This is a genomic window from Candidatus Baltobacteraceae bacterium, assembly GCA_036488875.1.
Taxonomy (GTDB): domain Bacteria; phylum Vulcanimicrobiota; class Vulcanimicrobiia; order Vulcanimicrobiales; family Vulcanimicrobiaceae; genus JAFAHZ01.
Genome location: DASXGW010000002.1, coordinates 41,692 through 67,042, shown reverse-complemented (window position 1 = coordinate 67,042; position 25,351 = coordinate 41,692). Strand labels below are relative to the sequence as shown.

Genomic DNA, 25,351 nt, shown 5'->3' with positions numbered 1-25,351 from the left:
CTACAAGGGATGCGGGCTATTTCCTTTAAAACGATGCGTCGCCGTGTCCGCCAGTACGCACCTGCCGCAAACGTCGCGACCACGCTCGCTTCGCTTCGACGTTCTCCTCGCGCCGGGAACGGGCGCGTTCGCCACAGTCGCCTTTGCCGGCTTCACCCTCGGTTTCTTCGCTTGGTACGCACTCGTCGTTCCGCGCCACGACCCGGCACTGAGCAACCTGGCCTTACTCGCCGCCGTCATTGCGGGTCCGCTCGCCTCGATTTCCTTATGGATCGGCTACGCACGCTACTTTTCACGGCGCGCCGGCGTGACGCAGTTGCGATCGCTGCAATACGACGCCCTAACGTGGCTGCCGTTCTGGCTGCTGTGGTTGACGTTCTTCTTGCCGGTCGAATACGTGCACGGCGCGCGCGTCTTTCTGCTGGCCGTCGCGCTTTTCTGCGTCGCAAAAGTTTTTATCGCGGCGCGTTTCAACCAAACGGTGCGCGAGGTCCTCGTCGACTTCGTCGCTACGCGCGCCGCGATTCTCGTCATTGCCGAACTCGCGGCGGTTATCATCGGTCAACGCCCCGGCGAACACGTTCAGGAATCGCGCACGGTGCTGCTCGCCGTGTGGGGACGCTGGGATGCCGTGCACTACCTGGATATCGCGACGCGCGGCTATCAAGGCACCGACATGGCGTTCTTCCCGCTCTATCCCTATCTCATCCGAATCGTGGGAGCGTTCGCGGGCAACCATCTCGTTGCCGGATTGCTCATTTCCAACGCCGCATTTTTCTTCGGACTGCTTTTCCTCTATAAGCTGCTCGAGCACGAATTCGACCGCGGCGTCGCTCGACGCGGCATCTTTTACGTATCGGTCTTCCCGACCGCCGTGTTCTTCTCGGCGGTCTATCCCGAATCGCTCTTCTTCATGCTGTCGGTCGCGTCGTTTTATTACATGCGCGCGCATCGCTGGTGGCTGGCCGGAGCGATCGGCTTCCTTGCCGCGCTGACGCGCGTTGAGGGCATTCTCCTCGTCGTACCGTTTGCGATCGAATGGCTGACGACGTATTGGTCCGTGCTCAGGCGCGGCGGCCGCGAGCGGGGGTTGGCGTTCGCGAACCTCGCGCCGGTCGCGTTGATCCTCTGCGGACTGCTGGTCTACATGGCGTACTTGTGGGTGCTTCGCGCCGATCCGCTTTATTTTTCGCACGTCCAAACCCACTGGAACCGCCACCTCGCCCCGCCATGGGTGAGCGTCTATAACGCCTTCCACAAGATCGCCATCGCCACGACCGGTCAAACCGTCGCCACGCAGTCGCTCGAAATCTCCTTCACTTTCCTGATGATCGGCGTCCTAGCGTTCGGCTTCCGCAGCCTGCGCCCGGCGTTCATCGCGTATATGGCGCTATCGATTCTCGTACCGATGTCTACGTCGAGCCTCATGTCGATGCCGCGTTTCGCGCTGGTTCTCTTTCCGATGTTCGTCATTTTGGCGCGCTGGGGAGAACGCCCGTGGATCAACAACGTGATCCTCGCGTTTTCGCTGCCGCTCCTAGGTCTGTTTACCGTGCTCTTCGCAGATTGGTATTGGGTTGCCTAAGGTGCTCGCATCGCTGACCGAACGCCGCGGCGTACGCCAGTTCGTAAAGTTCGGCATCGTCGGAGCGTCGGGCTTCGTCGTCAATCTGGTCGTCTTCACCTTGCTTCAGCGCGTCGTCCCCGACCACTCACGCCCCTTGCAGTACAATATCATTTACTCCCTTGCATTCATGGCCGGCGGCGTCTCGAACTATTATTTCAACCGCATTTGGACGTTCCGTTCGCAGGGCGACGCCGTTCGCGAGGGTGCGCAGTTCCTCACCGTTTCGGCGGTCGCGCTCGGCGTCGGTCTCGGCGTTTCGGCCGCCGTGAGTCCGTGGCTCGGGCACGGTCATAAGACGTGGCTCGTCGCGACCGTCGCCGGAATATTCGTCAACTTCTTCATCAACAAATATTGGACGTTCAAACACGTAGCGTAACGCCGTCCCGGTCCTCGCTGTGGTGGGGAGCCGGGCTGCTCGTTGTCGTCTTGATAGCCGTTGCACTGCGGCTCAAGGGCATTCACGATCCGATTCTCGATCATCCCGCGTGGCGACAGGGCGATACGGCCGGTATTGCGCGCAACTTCTTTCGGCTCCGGTACGACATTATGTATCCGCAGACGACCTACAATGGTCCGCCGCCGAACTACGTCGAGCTCGAGCTGCAAATCGTTCCGTTCTTAGCTGCGACTCTCTACAAACTCTTCGGAATACACGAGGTATTCGGACGGCTGGTTTCCATTGCGTTTAGCGTCGGGACGGTCGTCGTTATCGGCTTCTTCGGGCGGTGGCTTTTTTCGAGCTCCTTGGCTGGACTAATCGGCGCGTTCTTCTTTGCCGTGTATCCGGGGAGCGTGTATTACGGCCGCACGTTTACACCGGATACGGCGATGGTGTTCTTCCTTACGGCAGCGGTATATGCCGTAACCCGTTTCCTTTTGGAAAACGAGCAGATGGATCCGCGGGCGCTGGCGCGCTCGGCAGCGCTGCTCACGTTTGCGTATCTGGCGAAGCCGGTCGCCGTCGTCGGCCTGGTTCCCGTTCTGTGCGGGATCTGGGAACGCGCTCGTTCGGGTATACACACGCGCGTGACGGCGCTTGCCGTGCTGGTCGTCGTGCCGCTGGCGGTGTTGTGGCTCTACGACCGGCGGGTTGCATCGTACGCGGAATGGCATTGGGCCAGCGGCATTACCACGTTGCACGTGCTGCCGGCGCTAAGAGCGGCGTTTACGAGTCTGCCGGCCTTTGTCGACAAGCTCGTTCTCTTCCGGGAGGCGATCGGCATGTTTGCGGCCACGATCGCCGGCGCGATCGGGTTTTGGCTGGCGCTGGGAAGTTTCATTGCTTTGGGATGGATAGGCGCGCGAACGAAATCGGTACTGTGGGGTTGGCTTGCGGCGGGGCTCGTCTACGTTTTTGTCGTCGTTACCGTCGAGCGCGTCGACTACTACATGCTGCTTCTCGTTCCACCGTTCGCGCTGGTCACGGGAGGCGCGCTCGCCGCCTACGTCAGCTCGATCGCACGGATGACGCTCGCCGCGGCGGCGCGGTACGCGCTCGTCGCGATCGTTCCGCTCGTGGGCGCCGTCGTACTGGTCGACGGCGTCGCGACCGCCGCGCCCTACTACGCCTACCCCAAGGCGGCCTATCGCAATGCCGTCGCGCTCGACCGCACGCTCGATCGCAACGCGCTGGTCGTCATCGGACACTACGGACCCGACGTGCAGTACTACGTCGATCGCTTTGGGTGGGAGGAAGATCCCGCGCTTTGGACCCCGTTCGACGAGGAGAGCGCGATCCGCAAGGGTGCGCGCTATTTCATCTCGATCGAAGACAACCGGCTGCGCCGCAATACCGAGCTCTGCGCGTGGTTGCAGCGCTTTCCGCTGCTAAATCCGACGGCCGAATGGCCCGTTTACCAAACCGACCCTGCTAGAATTGCGCCGAAGGCCGACGCGTTCTGGCGTGCGTTTCGCAACGCCGAACGCCGCGGACGTGGGCGCGCGTTTCTCGACGCGCACCGCGTCTGTACGCTGCCTACTGCGGCCCGATCGTATTGAACACCCAGAGGGCGTTCTCAAAGGCATCGGGCGCCACCGTAAGTCCCCCTCTAAACGGATAGTCCAGGGCAAGCGTCAAGAAGAGCACGAGCCCGATCAAAACGCTGAGCGATCCGATCATGAGCTGTTGCATGATCGTCTGCTTGAATCCGAAGAGGTACGTAAATCCGACCGTTACGAACGCACCAGCGATCAAAACGGCCCACATGATCCCGTTGATCCCCGTCGCGTCCATCGACAGCCGGGCGTCGCGGTCCTGGAGCGCGACCGCTATCGCCGCCAGCATCTGCGCTTGGATATTCTGCAGACGCGGCGAATTGGCCGGAAGGTTACGGATGTCGCGATCGACGGACTCCAAAAGTAATCGCGCCTCAACGGCCCGCTCGCCGCGCTGCATCATCGGCCACTCGTCGTCGATCACGTGTTTAACGTAATCGCGCAGTGCCGCGCGCAGCCCCGATCCGGTCGAAAACGATCCGGCGTCGCGATAGACGATCGTCAGGTTTGTCGCCTCCTCGTACGTACGCGCTTCGGCCATTTCGAACCGTTCCCAGACGCCGATGGCGATGAATGCGAGCAGTACGGCGTAAATGACGCCGACCACGGCCAAGATAAACCCGGCCAAGTCGTTATGCTCCTCGCGCACGCTGGAGGGCAGCACACGCGCGATGATATTACCAATAACGAGGGTCAGCACCAAGAAGCCGCCGATAACCAAAATCCCGCTCAGCGCGATCGGCAACTGCTCGAAAGACTGGATCATCAGGGCAGCCTCACGGCAGAGGCAACAGCGAAGACGAGCTGCCCGACGTGACGGTTGACGTGGCCGCTGGAACGCCGGAGGTCACGAGCTGCCGGTAGACGATCAGGCGATTCGTGTTCTTCGAAATGTCCAACTGCAGCTCGTAGCTGCGCTTGATCGCGTCGGTGAGATCGTTAGCGTCGAACGTATAACCGAATCGGTGCAGGCTGCGCAGCAGCAGCTTGTTTGTGGTATCGAGCTGAACGTACGCTTTCTCGATCGCTAATCCGCTCTGTCCGTACGTCGGATAGTTCGATATGACGATCTCGCGTTTGAGGCGCGCCTGTTCGATCGTGGTCTTGAGGCCTTCGAGCCGGACGCTCTGCGGATCGACCGCCAGTCCGTGCGCGATCGTGGCCATCGCGTCTTCGAAGTCGCCCTTGGTGTACTCGTCTTTGGCCAACCCCGCCGCTGCCTCCACGTAGCCCGCTTGGGCGCGTACGTCGGTTGGATCGACGCGCAAAGCCAGTCCGTAGGCCAGCGAAGCTTCGCGGACGTTCCCGCGGACCAGCGCGGCGTCGCCCTGGTGCACGCGCACGTTGACGATCCAATGCTCGATCGACCCGGCGCAGCCGCACAAGGTCATCAGCAGAGCCAACGTCGTCGCTAACCTAAAACCGTACATGTCCCGCAAAGCGCGCTACAGCCTCGATGACGACCGCGGCCGGGTAAAAGATGGCTTGAGACAACAACGTCCCGACGATGGCCGTCAAAGAAAGATAGAACACCATGCTGCGGACTTCCTCGACGGTGCGCCTTCCATGGACGGCCTGGTCCGTGATCATCGCCGACGTGGGGTCGACGAATAGGGTGAAAGCGATGGTTCCTACTCCGTTTATCACCCCCGAGAGGCCGATCGCCGTCGCACGCCAGTGCACGTCGAGCACGGACGCAAGGTACGACGCCTGCACGCCGATAGCGTAGACGCACATGACGACGGTATTGAAGATCAACAACCGTTTGGGAATCCAGCGCCATTCGAACGCCCGTATCTCGCTCCAAGACGGCAGACGCTGGGCACGCAGTACCTCTCCAATGACCCTCGGCGACACGAGCCGCGCCAGCGAGTGCGGAATCGAGCCGCGCGCTTCGAACGAGTGCACCCCGCGACGGAATAAATAGGCAAACAGCGGGAGCAGCAACGCGAACAACGCCATACCGACGGTTCCACCTAAGACGATCAGGCGAAGCTGCACTTCAAACGTCCGCTGCCAAACCGCCGCCGCTGCAGGGTCGCTCGCCAGCTTCGTCACGGCGCCCGCGGCTTGATCGGCAAGCGGCCCAACGAAGAAAATCATAAACAAATTCGCCAGACGTCCGGCCGTCACGAACAGGTTGAAAAGCGAGATCGAGGTAGCGATGCGTTTGGTCTGCACGCCCGCCAGGCGCGCGGCGTACGCGCCGATCGTTATCCCTTGCGTAATGAACGTGATGGCTATCGCGCCAATAAGACGGCCCGACCATACCTCTGGAATCGGGAAGTGGTTAGGGGCCACTAGGCCGCGTCGCGACTCCAGGAAATCGTAGATTCGTCGACGGGTCCGATGACGCACAGCCCGACGTTAGGGTCGGGCAGCAGTTCCTGTGCCAGCTCTTGGAGTTCGTCCGCCGTCACTGCATCGACGCGCGCCTCGATCTCCTCGGGCGACAGATAGCGCCCGAGCGCGAACTCGTTGCGCCCCAAGCGGATCATTCGGCTCGACGTGGACTCGAGCGACAGGGTGAGGTTCCCCTTCATGTGTTCTTTGGCCAGATGCAGCTCGTCGTCGCTCACGCGCTCGTCGGCGACGCGATGAAACTGCTCGACGGTGAGGTCGATGCACGACTGCACGTGTTCGGGCGACGTGCCGCAATACACGCCGAACAGGCCGGCTTCACGGTAGGCGGCTTGGAACGAATAGACCGTATACACCAGCCCGCGCTTCTCGCGAATTTCTTGGAAGAGCCGGCTCGACATGCCGCCGCCCAGAATAGTGTCCAGCAGCGAAAGCGCGTAGCGACGCTCGTCGCGAACGGATAAGCCGCGCGTTCCGAGCACGACGTAGGCCTGCTCGCTGTCCTTGTGACGCACGTGCACGGCCGGCGTCGACTGCGGCGCTTCGGCGGTCGGCAACGCGCAGGTGCCTTCGAACGACGCGAACTGCTCCGACACCATCTCGACGAAGCGGTCGTGTTCGACGTTGCCGGCGGCGGCCACGATGACCGAGTTGGGCGCGTAGTGCCCGCGCATATGTGTCCGCAACGCGTCGGGCGTCACCTTGAGGACGCTGTCCGCGAATCCAATCGTGGGCTCGCCGAGATCGGCTCCGTTCCACATCGTCTGCAGGAAGAGATCGTGAATGAGCTCGTCGGGGGAGTCTTCGTACATTTTGATTTCTTCCAGCACGACGTTCTGCTCTTTGGCGAGCTCGCCCGGATCGAACGTCGAGTTGAGAAACATATCCGCCAATACATCGAGCGCCAGCGGCACGTGACGATCGATCACCTTGGCGTAGTAGCAGGTCGTCTCTTTATCGGTAAAGGCGTTGAGGTTACCGCCAACGCCGTCCATCGTCTCGGCGATCGCGCGGGCCGACCTGCGCGTCGTACCCTTAAAGAGCATGTGCTCGACCAGGTGCGAGATCCCGCGCGACGCGCGCGTTTCCAGCGCCGACCCGACGTCGGCCCATACCCCAATCGACGCCGAGCGCACCGCAGGCATCGTCTCGGTGAGCACGCGTAATCCGTTCGGGAGCGTCGTTTTTTGATACATCCTAACTCACGGGTTCCTGGCTAATCCACTGTTGAAAGCCGAACGCTCCCAATCCTGGTCCCAAAACGCGGTCGAGCCGGAAGCCTTCGCGAGAATCGCTTCGGACGTCGCGCCGCGACGCACGCTGATGCTGAAGACGGTTCGGGTGGTCGGCTTGGCGAGATCGCCGCTGACGATGACACCCTTGCCCACCGAGATCGGAACGCTCGCCCATAGGTCGACTTCTTCCGCCTCGGGCGCCGCCGCAAACGCCGTCTCAACCAGCGACGCCACCTCGTCGAGAAACTCGCGGCGCGCGATCGGGCGGTGAAACTTCACGCCCCACACGCGGATGCCCACGATCACGTGCTTGCCAACCGCGTTCGCGGAGATCTGACTGACTTGTGCCGCCCACGTCGTCTTGAAGACGCTTTCGCCGATTCGCTCGGCGATATCGACTCGGTTGCCGGCGGCACGCGAATCCGCATCCAACTCCGCCACCGTAGGAGTGTGCGCGAATGCGACGCCGCAGGTTAGCTGCACGGCGAACGCGACGCTCGCGAGCGCGCTAATAACTCTGCGCAAAGTACGCATTCACTTTGGCGGGTTCGCCGCAGGCGACGCAGAGCGCGTGGCCGGCCAGATCGCGCAGAACGCGCGTGGTCGCGCTCGTTTCGGCCTTCACGTGCGCTTCGCATTCGGGGCGGCCGCACCACGGAATCTCGATCATGCCGGCCCGATTGCGGCACATGTCGAAGAACTGCGAGCGATCCTGAGTGAGGAAGGTGTGCTCCTCCAGGAACTGCTTGGCTTGATCGAAGAGCGATTGCTGGATGTCGTCGAGTAACGCCGGCAAAATCCGCGGGAGGGTCTCCAGCGAAACGGTCTGCTTCTGCTGTTTGTCGCCTTTGGGGCGATCCCGGCGCACGACCACGGCGGTTCCGGCTTCGACGTCCCGCGGGCCGATCTCGATTCGCACGGGAACGCCGCGCACGTCCCACTCGCTATACTTCCATCCGGGCTGTTCGTCGCGCGTGTCGACGCGCACGCGAAAGCCGGCCTTCGAAAGCACGTCGGCCGTTTCGCGGCAAGCCTGCAGCGCCCGGTCGTCGTTCGATCGGACGATCGGAACGAAAACCGCTTCGATCGGCGCCATTTTCGGCGGCACGCGGAGTCCGCGATCGTCGCCGTGCACCATGATCATCGCGCCGAGCATGCGCCACGACATTCCCCAGGAGGTCGTGTGTGCGTGTTTGACTTGCTGGTCCGTATCGGTGAACGTGATATCGTACGCGCGTGCGAAGTTCTGACCGAGATCGTGCGACGTCGCCGACTGCAGCGCTTTACCGTCGGGCATCAGCGCTTCGATCGAAAAAGTCTCGATCGCACCCGGGAAGCGTTCGCTGGCACTCTTGACGCCGGCGTAGACGGGCACCGCCGCGACGTTCTCCGCGAAATCGCGGTAGACGTCGAGCATGCGCAGCGTCTCCTCACGCGCCTCGCGCGCCGACGCGTGCGCCGTGTGACCTTCCTGCCAGAGAAACTCCATCGTCCGCAAGAACGGACGCGTCGCCTTCTCCCACCGCACGACGTTGGCCCACTGATTGATGAGGATCGGCAGATCGCGATACGATTCGACCCACTGTGCGTACATCGTGCCGATGATGACCTCAGAGGTCGGCCGGATTGCCAAACGCTCGGTGAGCTCTTCCTGGCCGCCCTGCGTTACCCACGCCACTTCGGGCGCGAAGCCTTCCACGTGCTGCGCTTCCTTCATCAATAGCGATTCGGGAATCAGCAGCGGAAAGTACGCGTTCTCGTGGCCGGTCGCTTTGAATCGCTCGTCGAGATGGCGCTGCAGGTTCTCCCACAAACCGAATCCGTAGGGCCGCAGGACGACGCAGCCGCGCACCGGCGAGTACGACACCAGCTCGGCCTTTAGGCAAGCGGCGGTGTACCACGCGGAGAGGTCGGCCGCTTTCGGAGGGATCTCCTTAACGACGGGGACGTGGGAGCCATCGGACATGACCGGCCCCGTTTTGACCCAAACCGGCGCTTCGCCTGCGCCCGGCCGGGCCATATGGACGAGTTCTGGACGGCGGTCTCTTTACAATTGCTTCATGAGTGAAGCCGAACGCCCGCGGGTACGCGACCATCTCTTCGTCGTTCGGATGTGGCGAGACGACGGCGACAAGCCTTCGGGACGCTGGCGGGCGCAGGTCACGCACGTGACGTCCCGCGAGCGGCACTACTTCACCAACTATGGCGAGCTCTGCGAGTTCATCGATCGCTGCCGCGAACGGCCCGCGGTCGTTTAGGCCGTCATCGCGGCGCCCTCGAGCAGCGCGCGATTAAACGGTAACGACGAATACGCCGAGACGTCGGCTGGATCGCTGAACCGCTTGAGCTCCGCCTCCAGCAACGACAAACCGCGGGTTCTCCAGACCTGCGCGCCGGCCGCGTCGCCGGAATCTTCGGCCACGCGAGCCAAAGTCGCGCACAGCCGCGTCGGATGAATCGTCAGCGCATGATAGTGCAAAAACGTTTCCTCGAGGCCATCGCCGTAGCGGCGTGCATCGTCGATGCGCCCCGCGCTCAACAACGCCTCGACGAGGTAACATAGCGTCGTTGCGTAGTCGCCCCACGCCTCACGCGTACGGGCCATTTCCAACGCCTCGCTCAAATGTTTGACCGCACCGTCAACGTCCCCGGTCAGCGACTCGGCCGCGCCGAGCACGGTGAGCGCCTGATCCATGAAACGCGTCTCGGAGACGCTCAAGCTCAGTTCGTAGGCCTCGTGTGCCTCGGCCAACGCTTCGCGCGCGCGGCCGAGCAGCAAGAGTGCCTCGATACGGTTGAGGCGATACGCGCTGACGCCGTCGAGGCCGTGCAGCTGATCCCCGCCCGATAAACATTTTTCGAGCCATCGCATCGCTTCGTCAACGCGTCCGACGCGCAGCTCCAGCTCGCTGCGATTGATGTACGTCACCCGTACGGCGCGCAGCTCGCCGACGTTGGTGAAGTGCTCGATCGCCCGATCGTAGTTACTGCGAATCGCGGCGAAATCGCGGCGCATGTACGCTGAGTGGGCCAGCGTCGCATAGGCGCGTGCTTCGAGGTACTCGTCACCGATCGTGCACGCCAGCGACATCATCTCGGTTCCGATGCGCTCCATCCACGCGCCGTCTTCGAGCATCGCGGCGAGCGTCGATTCGGAAGCCAGCAAATCCAAACGCCGGTCGGCCGACGCGTTTGCGCTCTCGACCAGCTGGCGCTGCACCGAGAGTTCCGACCGCGCCCGCGCGAGGTTTCCCGAGCGCCCGAGCATGCTGACGAACTGCCGCCCGATCCGCGCGTTGAGATCGTCGACGGGAAGCTTCGACGCGATTTCGCGTGCCGTGGAGAGCGTTGCGAGACTGGCACCGACGTCGCCGCGCTGGCCTTCCAAGAATCCGCGCGCATAATACGCTTCCGCGAGATGCTCCTCGTTTCCGGAGCGTTTCGCCAGGGCAAACATTGCGTCGACGGCCGATAGCTCGAGTGAGTAGTCGACGATCTGGGCTGCATAGCGTTCCTGCAGCTTGAGCGCGGCAAACTGTTCGTCAATTCCCAGCGAAGACGCGACTCTAACCAGCCGATCTACATCGCGCTTCCAACGCTCGACGACGCCGGTGCGGATCTGCGTGCGGCACGCGATCTCGAGCGCTTCAAACCGCAGCCGGTCGTCCGGTGCAAGAGCGAAGGCGGCATACGCGTGTGAAATCGCTTCTTCGCGCGCGTACACGTCGAGCGCCGCCTGCGCCGCCGTCACGTACGCCGCCGCGGCGCGCGACGCATCGCCGGCGAGGTTCCAGTGCCGCGCGATCGCCGCCTTTTCGGCGCGATCGCTGCCGTGCCGCCGTTGGAGAACCTGTGCCGCTCGCCGGTGACGCGCGGCTCGCTGCTCGGGATCGGAGCACTCGTAAATCGACGCCGCGATCAACGCGTGCGTGAATGCATATTCGAGCGATCCGTTTCCACTTTCGCGAACGAGCGCACGATCGATCAACGCACCTACGGCGTCCAGCACGGCGTTTTCGTCCCAGCCGCCGATATCGGCGACCACGTCGGCTGAAAACGACTGCCCGATCGTCGCGGCGGTTTCGGCGACCGCACGTACCTCGTCGTCCAGCCGGCTAGCGCGTGCGCCGATGACGTCGCCGACGCTGCGCAACGCGTGCGAGGTGTCGGGAACTTCACCCGTCTCGCGATATCCCTCGAGCAGCTGCACGACGAAGAGCGGGTTTCCTTCGCTCAAACGCACGACGCTGTCGCCGAGCGTCGCGCCGGCATCGTCGCCCGCGAGCGCCTTTACCACGTTTGTGACGTCCGACTCCGACAGGCGCTCGAGCGGAATGGCGATTGCACGCCGCTCCGACACGAGCTGCGTCCGCAACTCCCGTAACGGATGGCCGGTTGCCGATTCTTCGCTGCGGTACGTCGCCACGACCAGCACCGGCAGCGTTCCCACGCGTCGCGCGAGCGCCGCCAGTACGTCGATCGTCGCGGGACCGGCCCAGTGCAGATCTTCCAGCACGATGCACAGCGGACGCATCGCGCCGAGCTGCGCGACGGTTCGCACGAACGCCTCGAACAGCCGCTCGCGCGCGCGGCCGTTTTCGATCGCCTCGGTTTCGTTGAGGTCGGGCCGAAGGCTGTGTATCTCGGGGAGAACGCCGGCCAACGACGAGAGCCACGCGCGATCGAGTTGCGCCTGAGCGATTTTCGGCAAGCCCGCGCGCAGCGCCGAAAGAACGGCCTGATACGGTTCGCCCTCCGGATTCGACGTCGTTCCGACGAGCGCGTGGCCGCCTTGGTCGCGCACGATTGCTACGAGTTCGGCGACGAGACGCGATTTGCCGATACCCGCCTCGCCCGAAACGAACGCCACGCTTCCGCTCTTACGCGCCGCGCGCGTCCACGCAGAGCGCAGCTTCTCCATCTCGTCCGATCGCCCCACGAACGGGGATCGAACGGCCGCAAGCGAGGACACCGAATGTTCCAGTACGTCTTGCGGATCGTCGGGCAACGCGATTCCGGCTCGCACCGCGTCGCGCAGTGCCGTCGTTTCCGGCATCGGCTCGGAGGAAAACTCCTCGCGCAAACGGCGCGCGAACCGCTCGTAGCCGGCAAGCGCGCCCGAGCGATCGCCCGAAGCGTATTTCGCCGAAATCCACTCGCGCAGCGCGTCTTCGCGCCATTCGTCCTCGGCCAGCAAACGCTCGGCAAAACGGACGGCCGAGGGCAGATCGCGTTTTGCGCGTGCTTCGCGGATCAGATCCGCGAGCGCGTCGGTATACAGCGTACGCAGCCGTTCTCGTTCGGCCAAAATGTATTCATCGTAGAATCCCTCGAGCAAATCGCCGCGGTACATCTCGACGGCCTCGGCGCGGCGCGCGGGATCGGCGACGGCTTCTTCAAACGCGCGAACGTCGAGCCGCGCCGGCGCCGCGTCATTCCACGCGATCGATCGCTCGTCGCCGCGAATCCATTCGACGCCTTCGACTTGCGGCAGGGCCCGAGCTAGCCGGTGAAGGTGGCGCCGCAGGTTCGATCGCGCGTCCGACTCGATCTCTTCGGGCCACATCGTCGATGCCAGCCAAGCCCGCGTCGGCGGTGTCTCGCGCGCAAGTCCCAAAAGCGCCAGCAATGGGAAACAACGCGGCGGAGCCGACCATTTCCACGGCTTACCGTCGAAGAACGCTCCCGGCTCTCCAAAGAGCCGGATAACCAATCGCTCCATATCTAGGTGACCTGTATCGTTAATTATCGTCCGGCTCCCGTCCATCCAGCGTCCAGGACCCTCCGAAGGCGGTCGGGGACCGATCCCCCGAGCCCTTCACACCTGGACGGTTTGTGGACGCGAGGCCCAGATAATACGAACATGGCCAGCACGCAACGCCGTTCCCGCGACGAGATGTTCGTCATTCGGATCTGGTCTGAGAGCGATCGAATGGTCCGTAGTCTTTGGCGCGCCTCGGTGACCCACGTCTCGTCGGGTCAGCGCCACTACTTCACAAACTACGGCGAGTTGTGCGAGTTTCTCGACCGTTGGCGTGCGCGAGCAGCTGTCGATTGAACGGCAGCGCGCAATAGGCTTCGGCTTCCGGAGCGATCTACCGCCACCCGCGAGAGTTCGACGCGCTCCGTACCATCGCGCCCTCCCGATCTTCTGCGCGCTCGGCCCGGTCGAACGACCAGCCGCGCCGGCGCCGGGCGCGTTCCGACGAAGCGTACTTCCAGAACAGCATCAGGAGCAAGCCGATGGACACCGTCAGATACATCGCCGTTGCCATGCTAGCAGCATGCGGCCCGTTCGTCCAAAAAGCGTCCCTTTGGCCGGGCTTCATCAGGCCGTGGCGAAGCCTTTACATTCATGGCAAAGTACACGCGAATTTACACGCGCACCGGCGACAGCGGCGCGACGGGGCTCGTCGGCGGCCAGCGCGTCGCCAAGAACCTGCCGCGCATCGAAACGTACGGCACGGTCGACGAGCTTTCCAGCGCGATCGGCGTCGTGCGATCGGCGCTCCGGCCGTTGCGCGACAACCCGCGCGCGGCGCGCTTAGACGCGTGGCTCGCGTGGACGCAGGACGAGCTGTTCAATCTCGGCAGCGAACTCGCAACGTTGCCGAAGGATCGCTGGGAAGGCATGCCGCTCGTCGATGCCGATGACGCTGCGGCGCTCGAACGCGCGATCGACGAAGCCCAGCACGACCTCGTACCGCTCGACACGTTCATTCTTCCCGGCGGATCGCTGCCGGGGGCGCATCTGCATCTCGCACGCACGATCTGCCGCCGCGCCGAACGCCACCTCGTCACCTTGCGCGAGAAGGAGGAAGGCATTTCCGAGGACGCGCTGCGCTATCTCAATCGTCTTTCCGACGCGCTCTTCGTGTGGTCGCGCTGGATTAACGACTCGCTGGGGGAGCCGGAGTATCTTTGGAATCCCACGACGCGCCCTCCGGAGTAAACGCGGCTACATTCTGTCCGTCACGACGAAGACGACCTTCGCGCCCTGTAACACGTACGCGTCCGTCGGGATCGTAGGCGTTCCCGGCAGCGATCCGTAGAGAACGCCGCCGCCGATGACCGTGAACGGATTGGCATACACGTTGGTCAGGTTGGTTCCGTAGGCGCCGATTTCGAAACGGTTCGTCCGGTAGGCGACGTGCGCGTCTAGCGTAGCGTACGGCGAGCGATTGAGCTCGTTATACGTTCCTTCCCAATCGAGATCGGCGCCGTACACCCATCCGCGCTGGACGTCGCGTTCGATGCCGAGATACGCTTTGTGGAGCGGTTCGCCCAGCGTTTGCTCGCCCACGACGATCGTCCCGTCCTGAACGTTCGCCGGTACCTTCGAAAAGTACGAACTATCCAGACTCCATCCGAAACGAAGACGGTATTGCTTGCCCAGCTGCTGCTCGGCGTGAAGGTCGATGCCGCGATAGACCTGATCGCCTGCGTTGATGGGCATCACTATGGGGCAGTGCTTCTTGCATCCCGGTTGTGGAGTGACTGCCAGGATGTTGATCGCCGCTCGGATGTTCGTCCGGTAGACGTCGGCCGACAGATGCAGCTGGCTTCCGTCTTGACCGAAGATTTGCTCCGCGCCCAGATCGTATTCCGTCGCGAAGTCCGGTTTGAGGTTTGGATTGCCGATTGAAATCACGCCGCCCGACGGCGGAGGAGGCACCGGCGGCACGAACAGCGACGACAACTGCGGGACTTGAAACGTCGTTCCGACCGACGCACGAACCGACGTCCGCGACGTGGGCGTCCAAACGACGCCCGCCCGGGGGTCGGTGTGATGACCGAAGGTGCTAAACGTGCTGTCGTACGCGGCTAGCGAGTAGTGAAAGAACGTGCTCGGATTGCCGTCGTATCGCGCGACGATATACCGCTGCGTCTGGGCAAGCGGAATATCGAGCGGTCCTTGCTGCTTTGCGGTGCTCGGCAGGCCGATCCCGATGACGTCGGCACTCACGGCACCCGGCACGTATTGCGTCGACATCGCCTCGGTCAACAGGTCGTACTTCAGCGAGAGATCGCCTTTGGCGAACTGATGATCGACCTGCATCCAATCGTCGCCGAGCAGATCGCGCTGATTGTACAGGTACGGGCTCGTCTGCGCCCCCGGACCGTCGACGGATTGCTGCGCCAAGGTCGTCAAGTGACTAAACGACAACGTCGTCGCCGGTGCGCCGCCGTCGATCGAGGGCCCTAGCGGAACGACGGCATCGAATCCGTAGTTCGCTTGATGCGACGCCATCGACGTTCCCGCGAACGTCTGATAACCGCCGTCGCTCGGGTCGTCGTGCGGCGCGAATCGCGCGATCGCGTCGTCGCCGCCGCCGAAGCCCGAAGGAGTATAGTTGGTGAGCAGCGACGAGAGATCTTCGTTGACGGCCTGATCGCGGACGCTCAGCTGCAGATACCCGTATCCGTCGCCGAGCTGGTAACGCAGTTTCGAGAGCATCGTTTCGCCGAAGAAGTCGCTCCCGACGGTTGCAGCGTCGCCGTCGGAGTTCACCACCGATTGATTGACGCTGCCGAGCGACGTCGCCCGGTGCAACGATGCGGCATAGCCGAAGCGTCCGCTGCTTCCAGTCGTTTGCAGCGTCTGGCCTGTGCTGCCGAACGACCCCAAAAATCCGCGCAGCAGGGTTTGCGGCTGGGCGCTGGGTTGAAGCGTAACGATGTTGACCGCTCCGCCGAGCGTGTTCGGTCCGACCAGCGACGACGGCGAAATGCCGTAGACGACTTGCACGTCGGCCAGCGCCGCCGGATCGAGCAGCGAGAGATCGAAGTCGCCGGTGTTGCCGTTGTTGACTTGATGCCCGTCGATATCCACGAGCGTTTCGGTTGGATCGGGACCGCGCACGGCCATGCTGACGATTGCGTTGCTTCCACCGCCCAGCGGCAGCGACGGCGTCGTCCCCATCTCTCCCCAGAGCATGTCGCTCACCGACGTCGTTCCCTGGGCGGCCGCCGTCTGCGCGTTGATGTTGACGCTCGGTGCGGACGACGTGGACACGGTCGAGCCGGCGTTTGAGATGACGTCGCCGATCACGGTCAGTGAGCTCGTCGTCTCCGGTTCCATAACGAGCGACAGCCGCGTTTCGCGATCGCCCCCGACGTCGATGGTGCGCCCCGAGATCGGGCTGTATCCCGGCGCCACGACGGAAATCAAATACGTGCCCGCCCGAACCTCTTTGAGCTCGAACCGCCCGCGCACGTCGCTCGTCGCGCGAACGATTTTCCGGCCGCCGTTGAGCGTAATGCTGGCATTGGCGATCGGATTGCCATCGCTCGTCGCGACGGTTCCGTGCACGTCGCGATGCTCGTGGTTGTCGTGATGCTCGTCGGCGAGGGCGCGCACCGCGAAGAGCAGTACTATCGCTGCAAGCAGTGAGAACGCGCGTGCCGTCCGAGACACGCGCCTGATGAGGCGTTGCAAATGGACACTCCCGGAAAAGGTGCTGTATGTGTTAGATCAAGCGGGAGTGAAGAGCGGCGGTGCGCGTTTTCCGGAACGCCGCGCGAGACGGCAAGCGCCGTCGAGCGTGATGGTGAGCGGTTCGTGCGTCGCGAGCGACGGCGACCGGTGACTGCGCCGGCCCAGCAGCCGCTCGACAAGGGCCGCGATGACGGGTTCCCAATCGGCAAGTGCGTGAAGTGCAAAGCGTACGCACCAGGCTACCGCGACGCTCACGAGCGTCACGCTGCTCATACCAAGCCAAAACGAACCGCCGAGCAGATCCTCGAATCCGTTGACGACGACGCGATCGCTCAGCGCGTCGGCGTACTCCATCGCCAGCAGTGCGGCGAACGCAACGGCCACGACCAGCGCGACGAATCGCCACGGCGATGCGCCGCGCGCGGCGCGCAGACCGCGCAGAAGCTCGGTCAGCGACGTGCAGCGGCGATCCAGGGCTTCCCAGAGAAAGCGCAGCGCGACGACGGCCGTCAACGTAACGGTGATTGCCGCGAAGACGGCGCGCGAGTGATGCTCCATGCCGTCGTAGGCGTCGTGCGGCAGCAGATAATCGCCGGCAACGTCGATGACGACGTGCGCCAGGATGGCCGAAATTGCTCCGGTCACCAAGACGAGCGCGCCATAGAAAGCCGCCTGAATTCTGCGCACGACCTGTCTCTTCACGACGGCGGCCGGACGAATCCCTTCGTAGCGGCATAACGGAAGAGTGCCGCAACCGTCACGGCATCGTCAATAACGCCGTCGAGCGCGTAGTGAAGCGCGGTACGAATGGGATAGCGGACGAGCTCGATGCTCTCTTGGCGCTCGGGCGTGGCCGCCTCGAACGTGAGGTCGCGCGCGACGAACAGCGTCAGCGGCTCGTTCACGATCGACGGGATCTCGAACAAGCTGCCCAGCTCCGTCCACGACGCCGCCACGATACCGAGCTCCTCGCGAAGCTCGCGCTGCGCGCACTCGAGCGGCGATTCTCCCGGGTCGTGACCACCCTTGACGATCTCGACGACACTGCGACGCGCTCCAAAGCGCGGCTGTCGCGCGAAGATGAGATCGTCGCCGTCTTCCACCACGACCGCGCAGGCCTTTGGAATGACGACGAGCACGTGCTCTCCCGGCTCGCCGTTGGGATGAAGAATCTCGTGCGCCTCGACGGCTAGCCACGGATTGCGATAGAGCTCTTTCGAGCGAATGCGAACGTACGGATCTGCTTCCATTGACGCTGACCGATTCGGAGAGGGGGATGCTTCCCTCCCCTCTGCGAACCGTGGGCGAATGTCCTTCGTTTCCCAGCTATTCGCGACGACCAACGTCGATAAGCTGCGCGAGCTTGGCACGCGCAAAATCCTCAAACGCGCCCTCACCGCCAAGGACCTGGTCGCCATCGGGCTAGGAACGATGATCGGCGGCGGCATCTTCACGACCATCGGAACCGGCGTCAAAGGCGCCGGCCCGGCCGTCATGGTGTCGTACTTGCTCGCGGGACTCACGTCGTTCTTCGCGGCCCTGTGCTACGCGGAACTCGGCGCGATGGTTCCCGTCGCCGGAAGCGCCTATACGTACGCGTACGCGACGCTCGGCAAGCTGTTTGCGTGGATCATCGGCTTCGCGCTGATTTTCGAATACGGCATCAGCGCCGCGCCGGTCGCGCAGCAGTTCTCCGCCGCTTTGCAAGACGCGATCAAATCGATCGGCATCTCCTTTCCCACGTGGGCACAGCAATCGAACCTGGTCGTCAACGGATCGTGGTGGCAACTCGGCAGCTGGGATCTCGCCCATTCGCAATGCGACGTGCTCGCGGCCCTCTTCGTTATCGGCCTGAGCCTCTTGCTGTCGATCGGCATTCGCGAGTCCGCAACGGTCAACAACATTTTCGTCGTATTGAAGATTTCAGCACTGCTCGTGTTCATCGCCGCCGGCGCGCTCCTGTTTCACGCCGGCCACTTCGCCAACTTCAATCCCGTCGGCTGGGGCACGCTGCATCCGTTCGGCGGTGTAGCAGACTATTCGTCGACCGCGCAACCGTACGGGATCATCGCGATCGGCGCGTACGTCTTCTTCAGCTACATTGGGTTCGACACCGCGACGACGACGGCGGAGGAATGTAAGCGCCCCCAGTTCGACATTCCCGTGGGCGTCATCGGCGCACTGGTCATCGGCACGATCATCTACTGCGCGACCGCAATCGTGCTGGTGGGTGCGGTTCCGTGGAACGAAGTGCCGATCAAGAATCCGCTCGTCTACGCATTAGCGCCGCTGCACTCACCCATTTTCACAGCCGTCATCACCGTAGGCGTTTTGGCGGGCACCACCAGCGTCGCACTTGCGTCGCTTTTAGGGCAATCGCGGATCTTCTACGTCATGGCGCGCGACGGCATGCTGCCGCCGGCCGTCGCGGCCGTTCACCCAAAGTTTCAGACACCGATGGTCACGACGATGATCACGGGCGTCGCGGTAGCGGTGCTCGCGTTGATCGTGCCGCTCAACAACTTGCTCAACCTCGTGAACATCGGAACGCTCATCGCCTTTACCGTCGTGTGCGCCGGGGTGCTCTATCTGCGCAAACGCAAGCCGGATATGCCGCGCTCGTTCCGCGTCCCCTTCGTGCCGCTCTTTCCCTTGCTCGGAATTGCGTTCTCGCTTTTCCTGGCCGTTTTTGGTCTATCGCGCGCGACGTGGACCTGGTTCCTGCTCGCGCTGGTCGTCGGTCTGATCTTCTTCTTCAGCTACGGATTCCGTAAATCCAATCCCGACGACGTCGTCCCCGTCGAAGAACCCGAAGGCCTCACCGAGTACGCTTAGCTAGCCTTGTCATCCTGAGCGTAGCGAGCGCAGCGAGCGAAGTCGAAGGGCAGGCGCCTCAAACGCTGCGATTCGCCTGCCCTTCGACTTCGGCGCTTCGCGCCTACGCTCAGGATGACAATGCGGTTACTGGGTCGTGTCGGTAGAGCCGGGGGTCGTGGCTTGACCGATTCCGGGCGTCAGCACGTCGATACGCTGCGTGCGCGGATCGTAACTCACGCGTACGCCGAAAGCGGCAGCGACGGTTTTTAGCGAAATCATCACGCGGCCGCGCACGCGAAACGGTGGATGCTTCATCGTCAGCGGCATGCCGTTGAGCGTCGCGTGGGTATCGCCGACGCGCACGCGCAGGGACTGATTACCCCGCACGACGTCGATGCGCCCTTTTTCGTCGAGGTCGGTCTGCGCACCCAGCGCTTCTGCGAGCGAGCGCAGGGGCACGAACACCTTATCCGCGGTCGTGGTGACGGGAGGGACGTCGCTTTCGACGCGCTGCCCGTCGACCATCATCACCGCGGGTCGCGAGAAAGCTAATAGCGCCGACGCGACGAGCGCAACGAACGCCGTCACCGTTAGCGTACGCCAACTCGGGATTCGATAGGTCAACTCTTCGCGCCGATCTCGTGCAAGTAGGCGGGGTATTTTTCGGCGATGACCTTTTCGATTTCCAGACGCAGCATGCCGAGCAGCTCGTCTTCGGGATACGTGCCGACGAGCTCACCCGCGCGGTAGATCGCGCCCTTGCCTTTACCGCCGGCGACGCCGACGTCGGCCATCTTCGATTCACCCGGACCGTTGACGACACAGCCCATAACCGCGACTTTCACCGGCGCTTGATACGATTTTGCAATCGCTTCGACGGCTTGTCCCAGTTCGAGCACCGAAATCTCGGCACGTCCGCACGACGGACACGCGGTGATCTCGAAGCCCTTTTCGCGCAGTCCCAACGCCTTGAGCATGCTCCAGCAGACGGGCACTTCTTCGATCGGATCGGCAGCCAGCGAAACGCGAATCGTGTCGCCGATGCCCTCGAAGAGCAGAATGCCCAGACCGATCGACGATTTAATGGTGCCGTCGCGCAACAAGCCGGCTTCGGTAATGCCCAGATGCAGCGCGTACGGCGTGTTGCGCTCGCGCAGGCGCCGATCCATCAGCCGATAGGCGTGCACGGTCGTCGTGACATCGTGCGCCTTGAGCGAGATCGCGATGTCTTCGTGTCCGTGCTCTTCGAGCATCGCCACGTGGCGCAGCGCCGATTCCACCATTGCCTCGGGCGAGTGTCCCAGGGTCTTCTCGAGATCGGGCGCGAGCGATCCCATGTTCACGCCGACGCGGATCGGAATGCCCTTAGCCTTTGCCGCGGTGACGACTTCGGCGACCTTCTTGGGGTCGCGGATGTTACCCGGATTCAAACGCAGTTTCGCAACGCCGGCTTCGATCGCCGCCAGCGCCATCTTGTGATCGAAATGAATGTCGGCGACGATCGGCACCGGCGAGCGATAGACGATCGCGGGTAAACCGGCGGCGTCGGGCGGGTCCTTGACCGTGACGCGAACGACTTCGCAGCCCTCCATCGCCAAGCCGTAGATCTGCTCGAGCGTCTTGTCGGCATCCGCGGTGTCGGTCGTGGTCATCGATTGCACGACGACCGGATAGTCGCCGCCGATCCACACACTCTTTGCGTCGGATTTACCGGTCTTATTCTGCAGGAAGATCGGTTTGCTCTTACGGCGTAGGCGGACGGCCACTACATTACTCCATTTCCACTGACGATGCGTGCGATATCGTGAAAAGCGACGAGCAGCATCAACGCCATCAATGCCGCAAAGCCGGCGACGTGCACCATTGCCTCCTTTTCCGGATCGACCGGTTTTCCACGAAGGAGCTCGGCGACGATGAAGGCGGCACGGCCTCCGTCGAGCGCGGGCACGGGCAACAAGTTAAAGAGTCCCAGTGCGAACGAAATGGTCGCCGCCAGCCACAAATACGGTCCCCATCCGAAATCTTGAATGGTCGTCGCGGCTTGACCCATGCCGATCACTCCCGACACCTGCGGGGCGTACTGCGTGAAGTGCATCACGATCATGCCGATGCTGCCGAACGTTACGTCCGCAATATATTCGAACTCGCCGATGCTCTGCGAGAACGCTTTGCCGAGCCCGACGTGCTCGTAAGCCGGCACCGGAACGAATCCGATGCATCCCTGGTGCGGTTGGGTCGGGGGACACTTGGCCGGCGTCACGCGGACTTTGGTGCGGATACCGTCGCGCTGGTAGACGAGCTCGAGCGGTTTGCCCAGCGAGTTGTGAATCTTGTCGATGAGCGTTTGACCGCTCGTGACCTCAACGCCGTTGAGCTCGACGATACGATCGCCCACGCGGATTCCCGCATGATCGGCGGGCGAACCGCTGACGAGCTGCAGGACCATCGGCTGCTTTTGATCGCTTTGCACGCCGAACAACACCGCGCTGGCAAGCAGCAATAGGAAACACAGAATGAAGTTTGCGACCGGGCCAGCCAGCACGATCGCCAAACGCTGCCACGGCGTTTTGGATTGGAAGTTATGGCCCAGCATCAGACGATTTGGCCGCTCCTCGAGCCGCCATGACTTCTCATGCTCGCGGAACTCGCGCTGCTGCTCGGCTTCCGACGTTTTATTATCCTCGCCTTCCATCGCGCAGTAGCCGCCGATGAGCAGCGCGCGGAACGAGTAGAGCGTGCCGGTTCGAGGACTGGTCCAGCCGACGATCTTTGGACCCATGCCAACGGCAAACTCGTTGACTTTGACGCCGTTACGGCGCGCGACCAGAAAATGCCCGAACTCGTGAAGCACGACCAGCACGCTCAGCATGATGACGAACGTCAGGACTTTGCCGAGTCCGACGAACGTGATGACTGCGAGGGTGGCGGTTAACAAGGGGAGGGCCTTTCGATCGTCTCTAGCATAGCGGTTGCGGTTTGGCGAGCCTTCCGGTCGGCCGAGCGCACGCCGTCGAGCGTCGGCTCCCCGCGCTCGACTTGGTGCATCGCGGCTTCGATGATACGCGAAATCTCCCCAAAAGCGATCCTACCTTCGACAAACGCGCCGACGGCGACTTCGTTTGCAGCCGAGAGCACGGCCGGTACGGTTCCCCCCGCCGCCAGCGCCTCGTACGCCAGCCGGACGCACGGGAACCGCTCGGGGTCCGGAGGTTCGAAATCGTAACGCAGCGCCTCAGCCGAGGGCTTCGCCCCAAGTGCCACGAGAGGATTCGCCTGCCCTTCGACTTCGCTCGCGCGCTCGCTACGCTCAGGATGACAAGGGAGGCGATCCGGATATGCGAGGGCGTAGCCGATGGGGATGCGCATGTCGGGGGCTGCGAGCTGGCCCTTGACGCTGCCGTCGGTGAAGATCACGAACCCGTGCGCGATCGACTGCGGATGGACGACGATGCGAACGCGATCGCCGGGAACGCCGAACAAGCGGCTCGCTTCGATCACCTCGAGTCCTTTGTTCATCATCGTCGCGGAGTCGATCGTGTTCTTGGTTCCCATCCGCCACGTCGGGTGCGCCAATGCCGCCGAAAGATCGGCGCGCTCCATCGCTTCCTTCGTGTGCCGCCAGAACGGTCCGCCCGAAGCGGTAACGACGATCTCGGCGATCGACGACGATTCCTCGCCGACCAAACATTGGAAGATTGCGCTGTGCTCGCTGTCGACGGGAAGCAGCCGCGCGCCGTGACGTTTAGCCTGCGCGACGAACAGCTCGCCGGCCGCGACGATGAGTTCTTTATTCGCAACGGCGATCGCCGTGCCGCGCTCGATCGCGGCAAGCACCGCGTCGAATGCGACGGCGCCGTCGGTTGCTGCGAGAACGACGTCGGGCCGGCTCTCGACGGCGACGCGGCGCAGTCCGTCGGGCCCGTCATCGGCCGACGTCGCAATCGCCGGTTTGAAACGGGCGACTTGTTCGCGCAGCAGATCGACGTTGCGTCCCGCGGCCAATGCGACGATTTCAAAGCGGTCCGGATGGCGCGCGATCACGTCGAGCGCCTGCGTCCCGATCGATCCCGTCGAGCCTAATATCGCAACGCGGCGTCGCACGCTATTGCACCTGCAGGATTCCGAGCAAATGCAAGGTCGCGAAAAACGCCACTCCGCCGAACAGATACGAATCGAAGCGGTCGAGCACGCCGCCGTGACCGACGATCATGTCGCCCGCGTCCTTCACGCCCGCGTCGCGCTTAAGCGCCGACTCCGCGAGATCGCCGGCTTGCGCCGCGATGCACGTAAACGCGCCGAGCACCGCACCTTGCCACCACACGAGATGGAGCTGCGGCAGCCACGTGGCGCCGACCGCAAAAACCACGACGATCGCGAGCGCGCCGAGCGATCCCTCGATGGTCTTCTTCGGCGAGATCATCGTCATCTGATGGCGTCCGATCGCCGAACCGATCAGCATCCCGAAGATGTCGGTGAGCGCGATCGTCACGATGACGTAGAAGCTCATCGCCAATCCCGTTCCGGGGATCTGGCGGATGAAGACGAAGTACGTGAGAAGCTTGCCGATGTACAGAACCGCCAACAGCGTGTAAGCGGTGCGCGCGAAGTACCCTTTTTGCTCGCCGTACATCCCGATGCAAAACGCCGCAACGACGATCCCCGCCAGCAGCACGCCTTCCCACCTGTGGATCATCCCGAAGACGGCCATCGCGATATACGCGCCGACCCCGACGACGGCCACCTGGTACTCGAGCGGCTGTCCTTTGATCTCGCACAGCCGATTCAGTTCGTAAATGCTCGCCAAACCGATCGCGAGCAGCAACAGATAAAAGATCCACGGAACGAAAACGCATCCCAAGCCGATGGCGGCGACGATCAAGCCGACCACGACCCGCCGGCCGAAGGTGCCGACGACGAAGCGGCTGTTTAACGAGCCCTCCGTCACGCTCCGCCGAACCGCCGCTCGCGTTGCTGAAACTCGACGACGGCGGCAATGAGATCCTCGCCGGAGAAATCGGGCCAGAAGACGTCGGTCATGACCAGCTCGGCATAGGCCGCCTGGTACAGCAAAAAGTTTGAAAGCCGGTGCTCGCCTCCCGGCCGGATGAGAAGATCGAGCTCGGGCAGGTCCGCGGTATACAGATGCCGCGCGATGAGCGCTTCATCGATCGCGTCCGGCGAGAGTTTGCGCTCGGCAACGTCGCGCGCGATCGCGCGCATCGCGCGCTCGAGTTCGGCGTGCGAACTATAGTTAACTGCGATGTTGAGCAGCAGGCCGGTATTGCGCAGCGTACCCTGCTGCAAGTCGGCTAGCGCGCGGCGCGGTGAGTCGGGCAGCGACTCCCAATCGCCGATGATGCGCACGCGCACGTTGTTGCGCTGCAGCTCGGCGAGCTCGTTCCGTGCGAAATAGACGCAGAGATCGAACAGCAGCGAGACTTCGCCCGCGTCGCGATTCCAGTTCTCCGTCGAAAATCCGTAGACGGTCAGCGCTTGGATGCCCAGGTCGCTCGCCGCGCGGGTTACCCGGCGCAGCGACACGATGCCGCGCCGATGTCCTTCGATAGCGGGGAAACCGTGGCACTTCGCCCAGCGGCGGTTGCCGTCCATGATGATGGCGACGTGTCGCGGAATTCGTCCCGTAGCGAGCTCGGTTCGCGGATTGATCATTGCGCGAACTCGTGGCGTTCGTAGCGCTCGTATCCGGCGACGAGTTCTGCCGAATCGTCGTCCGCGGTCTTCAAGCGCAGCACGCGCAGCGCGCCGCAGCCGACCCACGGTCCATACGGCGCGAGCACGGAAAAGCTAACGCGACGCCCGCGCAGGGCCCGTCGTGCGTCGACCTCCCGAGAGAGAATCAGATCCTCGTTCACGGGG

General features: G+C 63.1%; 25 protein-coding genes. 7 read left to right on the top strand and 18 right to left on the bottom strand.

Annotated elements, in window-relative coordinates:
- The first annotated feature begins 43 nt into the window (after window positions 1-43).
- From VGG89_02825 to VGG89_02815, 3 genes are read left to right on the top strand one after another with little or no spacing between them, the layout of a single operon-like run.
- Window positions 44-1,585 (top strand): mannosyltransferase family protein, encoded by a 1,542-nt coding sequence (locus tag VGG89_02825; GenBank protein HEY1975464.1) that lies wholly within the window; start codon window positions 44-46, stop codon window positions 1,583-1,585.
- A gap of 1 nt (window position 1,586) precedes the next feature.
- Window positions 1,587-2,003 (top strand): GtrA family protein, encoded by a 417-nt coding sequence (locus tag VGG89_02820; GenBank protein HEY1975463.1) that lies wholly within the window; start codon window positions 1,587-1,589, stop codon window positions 2,001-2,003.
- 50 nt (window positions 2,004-2,053) lie between these two features.
- Window positions 2,054-3,625, top strand: coding sequence for a glycosyltransferase family 39 protein (locus tag VGG89_02815; GenBank protein HEY1975462.1), 1,572 nt, complete (start codon window positions 2,054-2,056; stop codon window positions 3,623-3,625).
- Here VGG89_02815 and VGG89_02810 read toward each other — a convergent pair.
- From VGG89_02810 to proS, 6 genes are read right to left on the bottom strand one after another with little or no spacing between them, the layout of a single operon-like run.
- Complete coding sequence (locus VGG89_02810) at window positions 3,603-4,388, bottom strand: DUF4239 domain-containing protein (GenBank protein HEY1975461.1); 786 nt, start codon at window positions 4,386-4,388, stop codon at window positions 3,603-3,605. The two genes, VGG89_02815 and VGG89_02810, sit on opposite strands and share 23 nt — an antisense overlap.
- A 10-nt stretch (window positions 4,389-4,398) precedes the next feature.
- On the bottom strand, window positions 4,399-5,025 hold the full coding sequence (locus tag VGG89_02805) for a hypothetical protein (protein HEY1975460.1): 627 nt from the start codon (window positions 5,023-5,025) through the stop codon (window positions 4,399-4,401).
- 13 nt (window positions 5,026-5,038) lie between these two features.
- Window positions 5,039-5,923, bottom strand: coding sequence for a DUF2837 family protein (locus tag VGG89_02800; GenBank protein HEY1975459.1), 885 nt, complete (start codon window positions 5,921-5,923; stop codon window positions 5,039-5,041).
- Entirely contained in the window at window positions 5,923-7,179 is a 1,257-nt protein-coding gene (locus VGG89_02795; protein HEY1975458.1) for a pitrilysin family protein, read from the bottom strand. The genes VGG89_02800 and VGG89_02795 overlap by 1 nt, the downstream gene beginning before the upstream one ends.
- 6 nt (window positions 7,180-7,185) lie before the next feature.
- A complete protein-coding gene (locus tag VGG89_02790) occupies window positions 7,186-7,743 on the bottom strand; it encodes a hypothetical protein (GenBank protein HEY1975457.1) in 558 nt (185 codons plus the stop codon).
- Window positions 7,727-9,184, bottom strand: a complete 1,458-nt coding sequence (gene proS / locus VGG89_02785) for a proline--tRNA ligase (protein ID HEY1975456.1) — start codon at window positions 9,182-9,184, stop codon at window positions 7,727-7,729. Before proS ends, VGG89_02790 begins: the two co-directional genes overlap by 17 nt.
- Window positions 9,185-9,278: 94 nt before the next feature.
- Here proS and VGG89_02780 point away from each other — a divergent pair, with 94 nt between their 5' ends.
- Window positions 9,279-9,476, top strand: coding sequence for a hypothetical protein (locus tag VGG89_02780; GenBank protein HEY1975455.1), 198 nt, complete (start codon window positions 9,279-9,281; stop codon window positions 9,474-9,476).
- Here the strand turns inward: VGG89_02780 and VGG89_02775 are convergent.
- Window positions 9,473-12,940, bottom strand: coding sequence for an AAA family ATPase (locus VGG89_02775; GenBank protein HEY1975454.1), 3,468 nt, complete (start codon window positions 12,938-12,940; stop codon window positions 9,473-9,475). The two genes, VGG89_02780 and VGG89_02775, sit on opposite strands and share 4 nt — an antisense overlap.
- Before the next feature lie 141 nt (window positions 12,941-13,081).
- On the opposite strand from VGG89_02775, the gene VGG89_02770 reads away from it, so the two are divergent.
- Complete coding sequence (locus tag VGG89_02770; protein HEY1975453.1) at window positions 13,082-13,276, top strand: hypothetical protein; 195 nt, start codon at window positions 13,082-13,084, stop codon at window positions 13,274-13,276.
- Between the two features lie 37 nt (window positions 13,277-13,313).
- Here VGG89_02770 and VGG89_02765 read toward each other — a convergent pair whose 3' ends face one another.
- Complete coding sequence (locus tag VGG89_02765) at window positions 13,314-13,493, bottom strand: hypothetical protein (GenBank protein HEY1975452.1); 180 nt, start codon at window positions 13,491-13,493, stop codon at window positions 13,314-13,316.
- A gap of 80 nt (window positions 13,494-13,573) precedes the next feature.
- On the opposite strand from VGG89_02765, the gene VGG89_02760 reads away from it, so the two are divergent.
- Window positions 13,574-14,170: a cob(I)yrinic acid a,c-diamide adenosyltransferase gene (locus VGG89_02760; GenBank protein ID HEY1975451.1), complete on the top strand. Its 597-nt coding sequence runs from the start codon at window positions 13,574-13,576 to the stop codon at window positions 14,168-14,170.
- A 6-nt stretch (window positions 14,171-14,176) separates the two neighbouring features.
- Here the strand turns inward: VGG89_02760 and VGG89_02755 are convergent, their stop codons facing one another.
- The 3 genes from VGG89_02755 to VGG89_02745 are packed head-to-tail and all read right to left on the bottom strand — an operon-like array spanning window position 14,177 to window position 17,907.
- Window positions 14,177-16,636, bottom strand: a complete 2,460-nt coding sequence (locus VGG89_02755; GenBank protein HEY1975450.1) for a TonB-dependent receptor — start codon at window positions 16,634-16,636, stop codon at window positions 14,177-14,179.
- Between the two features lie 57 nt (window positions 16,637-16,693).
- Window positions 16,694-17,344, bottom strand: a complete 651-nt coding sequence (locus VGG89_02750) for a hypothetical protein (GenBank protein HEY1975449.1) — start codon at window positions 17,342-17,344, stop codon at window positions 16,694-16,696.
- Between the two features lie 11 nt (window positions 17,345-17,355).
- Window positions 17,356-17,907, bottom strand: coding sequence for an NUDIX hydrolase (locus VGG89_02745; protein ID HEY1975448.1), 552 nt, complete (start codon window positions 17,905-17,907; stop codon window positions 17,356-17,358).
- A 58-nt stretch (window positions 17,908-17,965) separates the two neighbouring features.
- Between VGG89_02745 and VGG89_02740 the strand changes: the two genes are divergently transcribed.
- Entirely contained in the window at window positions 17,966-19,492 is a 1,527-nt protein-coding gene (locus tag VGG89_02740; protein ID HEY1975447.1) for an amino acid permease, read from the top strand.
- Between the two features lie 126 nt (window positions 19,493-19,618).
- Here VGG89_02740 and VGG89_02735 read toward each other — a convergent pair whose 3' ends face one another.
- Genes VGG89_02735 through VGG89_02705 form a run of 7 tightly spaced genes read right to left on the bottom strand, consistent with a single transcriptional unit; the run spans window position 19,619 to window position 25,347 of the window.
- On the bottom strand, window positions 19,619-20,098 hold the full coding sequence (locus tag VGG89_02735; protein ID HEY1975446.1) for a copper amine oxidase N-terminal domain-containing protein: 480 nt from the start codon (window positions 20,096-20,098) through the stop codon (window positions 19,619-19,621).
- Window positions 20,095-21,240, bottom strand: a complete 1,146-nt coding sequence (gene ispG, locus VGG89_02730; GenBank protein HEY1975445.1) for a flavodoxin-dependent (E)-4-hydroxy-3-methylbut-2-enyl-diphosphate synthase — start codon at window positions 21,238-21,240, stop codon at window positions 20,095-20,097. Before ispG ends, VGG89_02735 begins: the two co-directional genes overlap by 4 nt.
- Entirely contained in the window at window positions 21,240-22,409 is a 1,170-nt protein-coding gene (locus VGG89_02725; protein ID HEY1975444.1) for a M50 family metallopeptidase, read from the bottom strand. Before VGG89_02725 ends, ispG begins: the two co-directional genes overlap by 1 nt.
- On the bottom strand, window positions 22,403-23,575 hold the full coding sequence (locus tag VGG89_02720) for a 1-deoxy-D-xylulose-5-phosphate reductoisomerase (GenBank protein HEY1975443.1): 1,173 nt from the start codon (window positions 23,573-23,575) through the stop codon (window positions 22,403-22,405). Before VGG89_02720 ends, VGG89_02725 begins: the two co-directional genes overlap by 7 nt.
- Window position 23,576: 1 nt before the next feature.
- Entirely contained in the window at window positions 23,577-24,419 is an 843-nt protein-coding gene (locus VGG89_02715) for a phosphatidate cytidylyltransferase (GenBank protein HEY1975442.1), read from the bottom strand.
- A complete protein-coding gene (gene uppS / locus VGG89_02710) occupies window positions 24,416-25,144 on the bottom strand; it encodes a polyprenyl diphosphate synthase (GenBank protein ID HEY1975441.1) in 729 nt (242 codons plus the stop codon). Before uppS ends, VGG89_02715 begins: the two co-directional genes overlap by 4 nt.
- Window positions 25,141-25,347, bottom strand: coding sequence for a hypothetical protein (locus VGG89_02705; GenBank protein ID HEY1975440.1), 207 nt, complete (start codon window positions 25,345-25,347; stop codon window positions 25,141-25,143). The genes uppS and VGG89_02705 overlap by 4 nt, the downstream gene beginning before the upstream one ends.
- Window positions 25,348-25,351: the final 4 nt, after the last annotated feature.